Here is an 11,649-nt window from a genome sequence, read left to right on the forward strand (position 1 = left end):
ACGGTCGTGCTCATGGACAGCAGCGGGCCCGCCCTGGAGATGGTGCCCTGGCCGCCCCCGCTACGCCGACCGCCGACGGGTCATCCTGCCTTCTGCGCGCCGAACCGCAGGCCGTCGAAGAAGATCGCCGTGATGCGCACGGCTTCGTCCTGCCAGCCTTCCGTACGCATCCCGCAGATGCCTCCGAGCGCGCGGAGCACGGTGCGGCCGCCGATGTCGCCACGGATGGTTCCGGCTGCCGCGCCCGCGTCGAGGAGCTGATCGAGGGCCCGCGCCATTCCCGCGCGGGCGTCCTCGAAGATCGGCGAGTCCGTCGCCATGATGCTCTCCAGCGCGGCCGCCATTCCCCTACCCACGGCCGCATGCTCCACGAGCAGCAGCAGGAAGCGCCGCAGGGCCTCATCGGGGCCGTGCCGCGCGAGGAGCTCCGCGGGCGCGGCGCACAGCTGGTCGACCTCCGCGCGGTACACCTCCTCGACGAGGGCTTCGCGCGTCTCGAAGTGCCGGTAGAGCGTGCCGACCGCGACCCCGGCGCGCCGGGCGATCTCATCCACGTGCGCGTCGGCATCGCCCGCGAGGAACGCCTCCCGGGCCGCGGCCAGGAGCGCCTCGCGGTTGCGCCGCGCATCGGCGCGCAGCGGGCGTGACGAGGACAACGCACCTCCATAAGGTGAGTCTGGTTCCGGTTGTGTAGGGTTTCCGGAGTCGGGTTCATCTTACTGGAGGAGCAGTCCATGACGGTTCCGGACGAGGAGCTCAGCGACCTCCGGGTACTGGTCACAGGCGGCAGCCGGGGGCTCGGCGCGGCGACCGCCCGTCGATTCGCCGCCGCAGGCGCGACAGTGCTGACCGCATCGCGCAGCGCGCCCCCGGAGGACCTGCCGGCCATCTTCATCCCCGCGGACCTCGCGACGGAGCACGGAGCAGCGGAGCTCGGCCGCCGGGTCCTCGACCGCGTGGGCGGGGTCGATGTCCTGGTCGACAACGCGGGCGCCGCGAGCGCCCCGGCACCCACCCTGGAGCGGTCCGACCAGTCGTGGCGTGCGGACCTGGACATGAACCTGCTCAGCGCCGTGCGGCTCGACCGCACACTGGTCCCGGGAATGGTCGAGCGCGGGTCCGGCGTGGTCGTGCACGTCTCCTCGATCGCGAGCCGCCTGCCGCAGCGCACCGAAGCGTCCTACGCGGCGGCGAAGGCGGCACTCAACGCCTACAGCCGCGAGCTGGCCACCGAGGTGGGCGAGCACGGGGTGCGCGTGGTGTGCGTCCTGCCGGGCTTCGTGCTCACCGAAGGCGCCCGCGCGCACCTCCAGCACATCGCCGACCAGCACGGTGCCGGCCCGGACGAGGTGCAGCAGCAGATCGTGGACCACCTGAACGTGCCGATGGGCCGACCCGGCGACCCCGAGGACGTGGCAGAGATGATCGCGTTCCTCGCGTCCGGACACGCGAAGTGGCTCACCGGAGCGCAGTTCCGGGTCGACGGCGGCATCCTCCCGGTGGTGTGACGAGCATGAAGATCAACCTCGTCTCTGTGGTCATCGACGCTGGCGAACCGGAGTCCGAGAGTGCGTTCTGGCACCGGCTGCTCGGCGGCTCGATCGCGAAGACCGACACGCACCACTTCATCCAGATCGACGGATTCCCGGTGTTCGTGATCCAGCGAGCACCGGGGCACATCCCCCCGAACTGGCCGGAGGGCAACTCGCAGCAGTTGCACATCGATCTGACGACGGACGACCTCGCGGCCGCGGACAGGGCGGCGCTCGAGGCAGGTGCACGTCGGCTTCGGCCTCTCGACGACGTCGATCCTGCATCACAGAACGGCGGACGGGTCTACGCCAGCCCCGCCGGACACCCCTTCTGCCTCCGGTCGGCCTGAGACCATCGCGTCCGTCAGGAATCGATCCCAGCGCGGCCGTGCCGTCGGGCCAGGCCGCGAACCAACGAGACGAACGGCGCGACGTGCGAGCTGTGCCTCGCCCCGTGGAGGCTGCGGTCACCGAACCACCGCGACGGTGACATGCATCGCAGTTTCTTGCAGTGGTCGAACTCAACGCGGAACAGTGTCCAACGTAGTAGACGTACTAGTTCGTTCACGTCGTATGTCAAGTCGGAAGGCTCACCATGACCACCGCTGTCGCCGCGAGTACGACGGGAATCGCGTCCGCTCTTCGCAGGCTGTATTTCGTCCGCTTCGGGTTCGCGATCGTCTGGGCCGGGCTGATGCTCGTGGTCGGGTCGAGCATCGGGCCGCTGAGCGCCGCGCTGATCGTGCTCTACCCGCTGTTCGACGTGGCCGCCGCGATCGTCGACGCCCGCTCGTCCCGGGCGACCGGATCGGCCCTCGGCCTGTACGTGAACATCGCGATCAGCTCGCTCACCGCCATCGGCCTGGTCGTCGCCGTCATGTCCGGCATCCCGGCCGTCCTGCGGGTGTGGGGCGCGTGGGCCGTCGTCGCGGGGATCGTCCAGCTCGTCGTGGGCCTCGGCCGCCGCAAGCTGGGAGGCCAGTGGGCGATGATCGCCAGCGGAGGCATCTCCGTCCTCGCTGGCACGTCGTTCTTCCTGCAGGCAACCGGCGAAGGGGCGACGCTGAGCAACGTCGCCGGCTACGCGGCGCTCGGCGGGATCTTCTTCCTCGTCTCCGCGCTGCGTCTCGGCCGCACCGCGACCGGCGGTGAGCAGGACTCGGTGGTCGACGTCGCAGGTGGTCCTCACTGAAGCGGAAGCCGCCCTGAGGCACGGCGCGTTCGTCGGCGGTGACCGCGTGCCGGCCCACGGCCGGTCGCTCGTCGACCTCGGCTCCGCGGGCACGGGCGACGATGGTGTCGCCGGCGGCGCGGGCCTGGTACTTGCCCTGGCTCCGTAGGCCTGACTGCGGCTGTTGCCGCGGAAGCCGGCAAACGCGTGCGAACCGTCGACCACGACCACGACCACGACCTCGCCGCCGTCGCCGGAGCCGCCCTGCACACCGACGGATACCAAGAGCACGCCGCATGGTCGTCGACGAGACAGGAAGGTGATCGTCGGCTTCACCCTCGTCGGGCCGGACGTCGCCGAACTCCTGCACGCCGCAACCATCGCCGTCACCGCAGAAGTGCCACTCGACCGGCTCCGGCCCGCCGTGCCCGCCTTCCCCACCCTCGGCGAGGTCTGGCTCCGGCTCCTCGAAACCTACGAACACGCCGCCTGAACACCATCACGACCGGCCGGCGGCAGGCCGGCGCGCACGTCGCCCCAACGCGCCCCGAGAGCGGGCGCGATCCTTGCGAGGAGATGCTTCGATGACCACGACAAACGTCCGCCCCACCGACGTCGAGACCTTGATGGCGGCGGTCCGCTCGGCGGTGCCGCTACTCGCCGCGAACGCGCGCCGCGCCGATCGCGACCGCCGGCTGCCCCCGAGAGCATCGCGGCGCTGCAGGACGCCGGCGCGTTCGCCCTCGCCACACCGGTCCGGTTCGGCGGCCTGGGCGCCGACCTCCCCACCACCGTTCGCGTGATATCCGAACTCGGCCGCGGTTGCCCGTCCTCGGCCTGGCTGGTCGCGGTGAGCGCCGAGGCGCAGCCGGCCTTCACCCCGCTCATGTCCGAGGACGTGCTCGTGGAGTTCTACTCCGACCCCGACACGCGGCTGTGCGGTGCCGGGAACCCGCCCGGCCGCGGACGGCGGGTGACCGGGGGTGTGCGCGTCTCCGGGCGTTGGCCCTACGCCTCGGGCTGCGAGGACGCGCCGTGGGCCATCACCCCGGTCATGGTGAGGGACGGTGACGGGCCCCCCGAGCTGGTGGTCGTGCTCGCGCCGACCTCGGACCTGGACATCGAGCGCACCTGGGACACCGCCGGAATGCGCGGCACCGGCAGCCACACGCTGGTAGCCGACGACGTGTTCGTGCCCCAGGCCCACGTACTGCCCCTGCCCACGGGCCCGAACGGCGCACCGGACCTGTTCTCCGGCCGGCCGGCCGGCCCCCTCGCTGGCGGCGTCACGCTGCTCGCCGCGCTGGTCGGAGCCGCTCGCGGAGCACTGGACGTGGCCGGTTCCACGCTCCACGAGCGCAAGCCGCCGATGACGCAGTACGACAGCCTCGCGGCCTCGCCCGGCGCCCGGCACTGGTTCGCCGAAGCCACCCACCTGATCGAGAGCGCCCAGCACGACCTGCTGGTGCTCGCGGCGGAGATCGACCAGCTCATGGCCGAGCCCACCCTCGCCGACCGGGACACCACGACCCTGCGCATGCGGCTGAACTCGATCGTGCAGCGGTGCCAGGAAGGGGTGAACCTGCTGCTGGACCTCAATGGCGCCTCCAGCTTCGCCGCCGACAACGCACTGCAACGGTTCTGGCGTGACCTGCACGTCGGCAGCCGGCACGTGCAGTTCAACCCGTACCTCGCACTGGAGAACCACGCCAAGGTGCTCGCCGATGCCGAGGTCACCACAACGCCTGCATGAACGCCCGGGCGTCGTTTCCCGGGGCGACCTGTTCGACATGCACGGTGATCGAGGACGAGATGGGACGTGACGACGAGATGACAACCGTATCCGGGGAGCGTGGCGGCGGGCAGCGGCCCTCTCCCGGAACCGGGACCGCCGGTGGCACGACGACGCTCGTCATCGCTGCGGCTGTGCTCTCCGGCTGCGGGCAACCAGCTACGTCGTCAACCGAGGTGCCCGGGAGGTCGGCCGCTGGACTGGCCAAGGTCGTGCAGCTCGCAGCCCAGCGGGCCACGGTCTCCGACCGGGTGGCCGCCGCCAAGCTCGGTACCGGGCAGCCGGTGACGGACCCGGAACGCGAGGCCGTCGTCGTCGCGGACGCCCGGGCGCAGGCCGATCGTGACGGCGTCGATCCCGAGTGGGTGGCCCGCGTGGTCGCCGACCAGATCGCAGCCAGCATCCAGGTGCAGAACGATCTGCTCCGGCAGTGGACCGAGCATCCGGACTCCCGACCGGCAGAGCGCCCGGACCTCGCGCAGGTCCGGCCCGAGATCACCTGCATCAGCAACGAGCTGGTCGCCGCGCTGAAGATCGCCGAACCGGCTCGGGCACAGGAGGACTGCTCGTCGTCACTGGCCGCGGCCGCACAGGCGCATGCCGGGGAGCTGGATGACATCCACAGGGCTGCACTGGACCGGGCCTTGCAGTCCGTCTGCGATCAGGCTCCGAGCTGAGGGCACCGGAGAGCCGAGAGGCGAACGACAATCCGCTGTAGCGAACCTCGACGCTGAACATCCGGACGGAAAGGCCCCCTCCGGTCCCCAGGTCGCACGACGAACACCGGCTCGTGGGCTACCGGGCACCTGGTCACCGGGCGGCGAGGTGGGCGGTGAAGAAGGTGCCGAGCTTGGCGACGGCCTGGGTGACATGCTCGTCGGTGTCGGAGAGGGACACGTCGGTGGCGCCGTCGATGACGACGAGCTCCCTTCGGTTCGGCCGCCCTGTCGATGGCCTCGCGACTGGTGTACGCCGTGAACCCGGATCAGCAGCTCATCGCACTGTCCGCCACGCCCGGCCCGCCCGCCCACGACGGCCTGCGCCTCCTCGCCTCCTGGGCCGCCGCCCCGACCACGCCCCGGCGGTCGCCGGGCGACTCGCTCGACCGTCCGCGCACCCCGTGGACGCCCGCCGCCGGCCGTGACCGCTCAGGGGACCCTTGCGACACCGACGTAGAAGCCGCTCCGCTCGGGTGCCGGTGCCGGTTCCTCCTGGTACCACCCGGTAGCGGATACCAGCCCCGGCGCGACGAGCTCCAGTCCTTCGAAGAAGGGCTCGATCTCACTGCGGGTGCGCAACCGCAGCGGGATCTCGCCCTTCTCGTACGCGGCCTCGATCTTCCCCTCCCATTCCGGATGCTGGTCGGACGTCCCGTGCGAGAGGAACAGGAAGCTGCCCGAGGGAAGTGCTTCCAGGAAGGTGCGCACGATGCCGTACGGGTTCTCGTCATCGGGCAGGAGTGCAGGACGGCGAGCAGGGACAGGGCGACGGGACGTTCGAAGTCGAGTTGGTCACCAGCGCGTTCGAGGATCGTCGCGGGCCGCCGCACATCCGCCTGGAGGAAGGCCGTCACGCCCTCCGGAGTGCTGGTCAGCAGCGCTCCCGCATGACGCAGGACGATCGGGTCGTTGTCCGCGTAGACGATCCGAGCGGCGGGGCTGACCGCCTGCACGACCTGGTGCATGTTGGGCTCGGTGGGGATTCCTGAGCCGATGTCGAGGAACTGGTCGACACCGTTCTTCGCCAGCCAGGCTGCGGCGCGTTGCATGAACTCCCGGTTCCGGACCGCGTTTCCGCGCGTTTCCGCGGGCAGGGCCTCGCCGACCTCCTGGTCGACGGGGTAGTTGTCCTCGCCGCCCAGCAACCAGTCGTAGACGCGGGCCGGGTGGGGCTTGCTGGTATCGATGATGGAGTGGGACGCACCGCACGTCACTGCACACTCTTTCGGGTCGTCGAACCGGCTGGCCGAGAGGGGTCCCCCGCTACCGGCCGGGTCCTGGGTCTACGCGGGGCGCGCTTCGCCGGGCGAAATGCGTGAGCCGGCCGGCGAGTGCCACGACGAGGCCACGGAGCTCGCCCGGTCGTTCGATGACGAACGGCAGGTCCAGCGATGCGAGCACGGCGGGCAGCCAGTCGAGCCGTTCCCGACGTGCAGGTACAGGCAGCTCGGCTCGGCCTGGGCAAGCGGCAGGACCTCGCGCAGTGCGCCGAGGTAGGCCGACCGCTGGCCGGGCTCGATGGTCGGGGTGACGACCATGTGCAGCGGGACCCCGGGCTCGATCACCTCCCAAATCGGCCCCGCGAGACGGTCGGGGTCGGTGAAACGGGCGACATCCGTCATTCCAGATTCCTTTCGTGTTCGGGAGCACCAGCGGACGGGGCCGAAAATCCGCCTCACGCGGCCGGGTTGGAGTGGAGTGCGATCTGGCTACCCGTGAGGCACGAGGCCCGGGAGGAAGCGAGAAGCGCGATGACCTCGAAGTGACCCGAACCCGGACACGGTGGTAGACTAACTAGTACGTTCCTCTGGCAAGTCGGCATCAACCCGGACCGACTGCGCGTGAGTGACACCGGTAGCGCTCGACCGAATCGCCGGCCGACCACCGGACCGACGACCCGAACCGGCGTCGACCTCGAGAACGCCCAGGTCGTGGCCCACCCACCTGCCGTCGGCACCCCTGGCGTCCGGCAGCAGACTCGCGCGTCGGTTGGGCTGGACAGCGGAGCGGCCGTGTCATGAGCGCGGGTCCCAGTGTAGTGAGCGTTACACGAGTGAGGATGTCGAGGACAGGTCCACCGCGGTCCACCATCCCTCGGGCGCGCCGACACCGTTCGCGGACGCGCCGCAGATCGAGCGGGCCGCGGATTACCTGCGCGAGACCGTTGCGCTCGACAGGGCTGACCACGCCAGTTCGCCGTCGATCACGGCGGCCGCCGGAGTATCCCGGCCCGGAGCGAGCGGCTACAGGTCCGGCTGTCGCTGAACAGCACCCGCACGTAGCCGGGTGAGGTCCTCCTCGCAGACGATGAGCCAGGCCGTCGACACCGAGGCGCCGGTGCGTCGTTCTCGCTGGAACCACCAGTACATGCCGATCCGACCATCGTTCCGGGTGGCCGGAACGATTCGATACAGTCGGGCGACGCGAGACGGCGAACGGGTCCCCGAACCGGTGCGCGAAATGCGCGGCGATCCATCGGTGGACCGACCGAGCGCGTCACCGACGCCTATTCGGCAGCGCAAAATGCAGCGACGGTGCCGGTCGACTTCCCGGAGGCCTGACCGGCGGAGGGGGGCTCGGACCGGTCCGGCCGCCATGACCGCCGGGGTCGTGACGAGCAACGCCCGGTGATCGACGGGACCGGGACACAACGGCACCGGTGCACCGCATATCCCGATCCTGACGATCGGGTCCCGCCCCGCGCCCTGGCATACCCCGGTTCAGCCGCTTGCCGGCAGCGCTGCGTCGAGCAGAGTCGCGGCGGCAGCCCTGGCCGCCCGTGGTCGAGGATCAGGGCGACGCGGCCGCAGGCCGGGAGCCCGTCGGCGGCGATGTGCATCGCGAAGAGCCGGGCCTTCCGCGAGATCCGCCGGGTCATCTCCACGAGGATCGCCGGCTCGCGCCGGCCCGCGTCGAGCACCGCGCGCTTGCGGACGGCCAGCAGCTCGCTGTCCACCATCGCGACGCACGAGGCGTAGCGCGGCAGTCCGTCGAAGCAGGTCGACTCGCCGATGCCGGCCCGGGCTCCGCGTAGGAGAGCACCCGCTCGGTGCCGTCGGCCCGGGTCAGGTAGAGCCGCAGCCGGCCCCGCACGACCTGGTAGAAGGCGCTCCTTCCTGGTCAAGGGGCTGGCGGAGGGACCAGGGAACGCTCATACACGAACGCTCGTTAGCTCGGCGATGAGGCTCACCAGCCGCTCGACGACGGCGTCGATGTCCGCTCGCGTCGTCCGGTGGTTCGCCACGCAGGCCCGTATGCCGTCCCGCCCGTCGACGACGGCCGGCCCGAGCAGCGCGGTGCCCTCGGCGGCGAGCCGCGCCAGCAGCGCCGCATGGCCGTCGGGCGACAGGCCCGGCACCTCGACGCACACGGCGGTGAGCGTCGCCGGCGCCATCAGCCGCAGCGACGGCTCGTCGTCCACGCGGCGGGCCAGGTGGGCGGCCAGGTCGAGCATCCCGGACAGGGCCGAGCGGAAGGCGTCCGTGCCGAAGGTCCGCAGCGCGGCCCAGACCTTCAGCGCCTTGAAGTTGCGCGAGAGCTGGGGGCCGTAGTCCATGTAGTCCCGCATCAGCGGGTCCTCCTGGACCGTGAGGTAGGAGGAGGAGTAGGCGTACGCGCGGCGCAGCTTCTCGGCGTCCCGCACGATCAGGCAGCCGGCCTCGAGCGGCGCGAACAGCAGCTTGTGCGGGTCCAGGGCCACCGAGTCCGCCCGCGAGACCGCGCCGAAGAGGTGGGCGGTCTGCTCGGCCAGCACGAACAGGGCGCCGTATGCCCCGTCGACGTGCAGCCACAGCTTCTCCGCCTCGGCCAGGTCCGCGATCTCCGCGATCGGGTCGACGGCCCCGGTCGTGACCGTGCCGGACGTGGCGACCACGCAGAACGGGTCCCGGCCGGCCTCCCGGTCGGCGCGGATCGCCTCGGCCAACAGGTCCGTCCGCATCCGCTGGTGCTCGTCGGTCGGGATGCGCCGGACGTTGTCCAGGCCGAGCCCGAGGATCGCCGCCGCCTTGTCCACGCAGCGGTGCGCCTCCGCCGAGGTGTAGACGATCAGCGGAGCGCCACCGGCCTGCAGGCCCGCGGCCCGGAAGTCCGGGCGGCGATCGTGCAGCGCGACGGTCAGGGCGTTGAGCGTGGCGATCGAGCCGCCGCCGGTCAGGATGCCCCCGCAGCGCTCGGTGTCGAAGCCGAACAGGCCCGCCAGCCAGGTCAACACCGTCCGCTCGACCACGCTCGCCGCGGGCGAGAGCTGCCAGAAGTTGCAGTTCTGGTTCAGCGTGGCCGCCACGGCCTCGGCGTAGGCACCGATCCCGTTGGGCGGGCCCAGCACGTAGGCGAGGAAGCGCGGGTGCGAGACCGCGGTCGAGTTGGGCAGGATCCGCTCGTCGAGGTCGCGGAAGAAGCCCTCGACCCCCACCCCCTCCGCCGGGAACCCGTCGTCCAGGAGCGCCTGCAGGGCGCCCCGGTCGACCTCCGGCAGGATCGGACGCTCGGCGAGCCCCCGCTCGTGGTCGTCCAGGAAGCGGCCGAGCAGCTCGTTCGCGAGGCGGCGCTCGCCGTCGTCCAGGATCAGGCTCATCTGACGCCCCCAGTTCTACGGTGCAGCCAGATTATTCAAGAAGTGCCGGCAGATGGTGCCAACCTGCGCAGCTCTGCCGCCTATGCGTAGCATGATTGACCGTGGATCGCCTCGATCACGCAATCATCGACCACCTCGTCCGGGACGGTCGAATACCCAACACCGAGCTCGCGCAGCGGGTCGGGCTCTCGCCGTCGCCCTGCCTGCGCCGCGTCCGGGCGCTCGAGGAGAGCGGCGTGATCACCGGGTACCATGCCGCGGTCAGTCCGGCCGCGATGGGCCGGGGGCTGCGGGTGCTCCTGCACGTCGACATGGCCGACCAGCGCCAGGGCACGGTCGAGGCCTTCGAGGCCGCCGTCCAGGAGATCGACGAGGTCGTCGGCTGCCGTCGGATGTTCGGCAACCCGGACTACCTGCTCGATCTCGCGGTGAGCGACCTCGATGCCTACGAGCAGCTGTACATGGCCACGTTGACCGCGCTGCCCGGCGTCGCGACGACCAAGTCCCAGTTCATCATGAAGGTGGTCAAGCAGACCCCCGGCTTCGGCGTCGCGGGGCACTAGGTTCCTCGCCGTCGAGGGCCTTCTGCGCGGCCTCGACGGCGTCGACGATGCCCTGGTAGCCCGTGCAGCGGCAGATGTTGCCCGACATCTCCGCGCGGATCCGCTCGCGGTCCGCGTCCGGTTCGGTGTCGAGCAGGTGCAGGCCGCTCATCAGCATCCCGGGGGTGCAGAAGCCGCACTGCAGCCCGTGGTGCTCCACGAACGCCTCCTGCAGGGGGTGCAGCTCGCCGTCCGGTCCCTGCAGTCCCTCGATCGTCGTGATCGAGGAGCCGTCCGCCTGCACGGCGAACATCAGGCAGGCGCGGACCGGCTCCCCGTCCACCAGCACGGTGCAGGCACCGCACACCCCGTGCTCGCAGCCCAGGTGCGTGCCGGTGAGGCCGCAGTCCTCGCGCAGCGCGTCGGCCAGCGTGCGGCGGGGTTCGACGTCGACGTTGGCACGCTCGCCGTTGACGCTGAAGGTGATGTCCACTGTGGCTCTCCTAGTCGATCCCGGCGGTGGCGAGCGCCCGGCGCACCATCTCTGCCGCGATCGCGCGGCGGAAGGGGACCGTGCCGTGGAGGTCGGCCGTCGGCTCGATCTCCGCCGACGCCGCCCGCGCGGCGTCGGCGGCCGAGCCGCCGCCGGCGAGGACCCGCTCGGCCTCCGTGGCCCGCACCGGGACCGCGCCGACTCCACCGAGGGTGACCCGGACCGCCCCGTCGATCTCCGCAACTACCGCGGTGACCAGCGCGAAGTCGCCATGCCGGCGGGAGAACTCGGCGAAGCCCCAGCGCGTCGGCTGCGGGAACCGCACGCGGACGATCATCTCGTCGTCCTCGAGCGAGGTCATCAGCGCGCTGACGAACAGCTCCTCCGCCGGGACGGTCCGCTGGCCCGCGGGCCCGGCGACGGTGATCTGCGCCGCCGTGCCCGCGGCGACGACGGGAAGCTCGGCGGAGGGGTCCGCGTGGGCGATGCTGCCGCCGGTGGTGCCGCGGGTGCGGATCGCCGTGTGCCCGATCCACGTGGCGGCCTCGGCGAGCAGCGGGTGGTGCTGCTGCTCCACCAGCCGGCTGTGCCGCACCAGGGCGCCGACCTCGATCGCGCCGTCCACCGGCCGGATCGCGCTCAGGCCGGGGATGCGGTTGACGTCGACGAGCACGCTGGGCCGGGCCATCCGCAGGGCCAGCACCGGCACCAGGCTCTGCCCACCGGCGAGGATCTTGCCATCCCCGCCGGCCTCGCCGAGGACCTTGACGACCTCCTCGACGCTGCCGGCGCGGACGTACTCGAACGGGGCGCACTTCATGCGC

At 71.4% G+C, this 11,649-nt stretch carries 11 protein-coding genes and 2 pseudogenes; 7 read left to right on the plus strand and 6 right to left on the minus strand.

Annotation, left to right across the window (positions count from 1 at the left end; genetic code table 11):
• Nucleotides 1-80: 80 nt before the first annotated feature.
• Nucleotides 81-656: a TetR/AcrR family transcriptional regulator gene (locus tag ABEA81_RS05845; RefSeq protein WP_345603760.1), complete on the minus strand. Its 576-nt coding sequence runs from the start codon at nucleotides 654-656 to the stop codon at nucleotides 81-83.
• Nucleotides 657-734: 78 nt separating this feature from the next.
• On the opposite strand from ABEA81_RS05845, the gene ABEA81_RS05850 reads away from it, so the two are divergent.
• From ABEA81_RS05850 to aroQ, 6 genes and pseudogenes are all read left to right on the plus strand, one after another.
• Nucleotides 735-1,508 carry an oxidoreductase gene (locus ABEA81_RS05850; RefSeq protein ID WP_345603761.1) on the plus strand — a complete coding sequence of 258 codons (774 nt, stop codon included), beginning with the start codon at nucleotides 735-737 and terminating at the stop codon, nucleotides 1,506-1,508.
• Nucleotides 1,509-1,513: 5 nt separating this feature from the next.
• On the plus strand, nucleotides 1,514-1,882 hold the full coding sequence (locus ABEA81_RS05855) for a VOC family protein (RefSeq protein WP_345603762.1): 369 nt from the start codon (nucleotides 1,514-1,516) through the stop codon (nucleotides 1,880-1,882).
• A 245-nt stretch (nucleotides 1,883-2,127) separates the two neighbouring features.
• A complete protein-coding gene (locus ABEA81_RS05860; protein WP_345603763.1) occupies nucleotides 2,128-2,724 on the plus strand; it encodes a hypothetical protein in 597 nt (198 codons plus the stop codon).
• Nucleotides 2,725-2,865: 141 nt separating this feature from the next.
• Nucleotides 2,866-3,196: pseudogene (locus ABEA81_RS42550) on the plus strand (pyridine nucleotide-disulfide oxidoreductase); the annotation flags it as partial.
• Nucleotides 3,197-3,412: 216 nt separating this feature from the next.
• Nucleotides 3,413-4,456: an acyl-CoA dehydrogenase family protein gene (locus ABEA81_RS05870; protein ID WP_345604077.1), complete on the plus strand. Its 1,044-nt coding sequence runs from the start codon at nucleotides 3,413-3,415 to the stop codon at nucleotides 4,454-4,456.
• Between the two features lie 44 nt (nucleotides 4,457-4,500).
• Nucleotides 4,501-5,172: a gamma subclass chorismate mutase AroQ gene (gene aroQ / locus ABEA81_RS05875; RefSeq protein WP_345603765.1), complete on the plus strand. Its 672-nt coding sequence runs from the start codon at nucleotides 4,501-4,503 to the stop codon at nucleotides 5,170-5,172.
• A 471-nt stretch (nucleotides 5,173-5,643) separates the two neighbouring features.
• Here aroQ and ABEA81_RS42555 read toward each other — a convergent pair.
• From ABEA81_RS42555 to ABEA81_RS05895, 3 genes and pseudogenes are all read right to left on the minus strand, one after another.
• A pseudogene (locus ABEA81_RS42555) lies at nucleotides 5,644-6,428 on the minus strand (SAM-dependent methyltransferase).
• Between the two features lie 69 nt (nucleotides 6,429-6,497).
• Nucleotides 6,498-6,836: a hypothetical protein gene (locus ABEA81_RS05890; RefSeq protein ID WP_345604088.1), complete on the minus strand. Its 339-nt coding sequence runs from the start codon at nucleotides 6,834-6,836 to the stop codon at nucleotides 6,498-6,500.
• Nucleotides 6,837-8,365: 1,529 nt separating this feature from the next.
• Entirely contained in the window at nucleotides 8,366-9,790 is a 1,425-nt protein-coding gene (locus tag ABEA81_RS05895; protein WP_345603767.1) for a pyridoxal phosphate-dependent decarboxylase family protein, read from the minus strand.
• A gap of 101 nt (nucleotides 9,791-9,891) precedes the next feature.
• Here ABEA81_RS05895 and ABEA81_RS05900 point away from each other — a divergent pair, with 101 nt between their 5' ends.
• Nucleotides 9,892-10,353 (plus strand): Lrp/AsnC family transcriptional regulator, encoded by a 462-nt coding sequence (locus ABEA81_RS05900; RefSeq protein WP_345603768.1) that lies wholly within the window; start codon nucleotides 9,892-9,894, stop codon nucleotides 10,351-10,353.
• On the opposite strand, the gene ABEA81_RS05905 is transcribed toward ABEA81_RS05900, so the two are convergent.
• Both ABEA81_RS05905 and ABEA81_RS05910 read right to left on the minus strand, forming a co-directional pair.
• Complete coding sequence (locus ABEA81_RS05905) at nucleotides 10,316-10,825, minus strand: (2Fe-2S)-binding protein (RefSeq protein WP_345603769.1); 510 nt, start codon at nucleotides 10,823-10,825, stop codon at nucleotides 10,316-10,318. The two genes, ABEA81_RS05900 and ABEA81_RS05905, sit on opposite strands and share 38 nt — an antisense overlap.
• A 10-nt stretch (nucleotides 10,826-10,835) precedes the next feature.
• Entirely contained in the window at nucleotides 10,836-11,645 is an 810-nt protein-coding gene (locus tag ABEA81_RS05910; protein WP_345603770.1) for an FAD binding domain-containing protein, read from the minus strand.
• Between the last annotated feature and the right edge of the window lie 4 nt (nucleotides 11,646-11,649).

The sequence above is a fragment of the Pseudonocardia adelaidensis genome, from assembly GCF_039543345.1.
Lineage (GTDB): Bacteria > Actinomycetota > Actinomycetes > Mycobacteriales > Pseudonocardiaceae > Pseudonocardia > Pseudonocardia adelaidensis.

What these genes read in the sequence shown, in the direction of transcription:
- ABEA81_RS05910 (WP_345603770.1), bottom strand. Translation starts at nt 11,645, where the DNA reads ATGAAGTGCGCCCCGTTCGAGTACGTCCGCGCCGGCAGCGTCGAGGAG.
- ABEA81_RS05890 (WP_345604088.1), bottom strand. Translation starts at nt 6,836, where the DNA reads ATGACGGATGTCGCCCGTTTCACCGACCCCGACCGTCTCGCGGGGCCG.
- ABEA81_RS05855 (WP_345603762.1), top strand. Translation starts at nt 1,514, where the DNA reads ATGAAGATCAACCTCGTCTCTGTGGTCATCGACGCTGGCGAACCGGAG.
- ABEA81_RS05860 (WP_345603763.1), top strand. Translation starts at nt 2,128, where the DNA reads ATGACCACCGCTGTCGCCGCGAGTACGACGGGAATCGCGTCCGCTCTT.
- ABEA81_RS05895 (WP_345603767.1), bottom strand. Translation starts at nt 9,790, where the DNA reads ATGAGCCTGATCCTGGACGACGGCGAGCGCCGCCTCGCGAACGAGCTG.
- ABEA81_RS05850 (WP_345603761.1), top strand. Translation starts at nt 735, where the DNA reads ATGACGGTTCCGGACGAGGAGCTCAGCGACCTCCGGGTACTGGTCACA.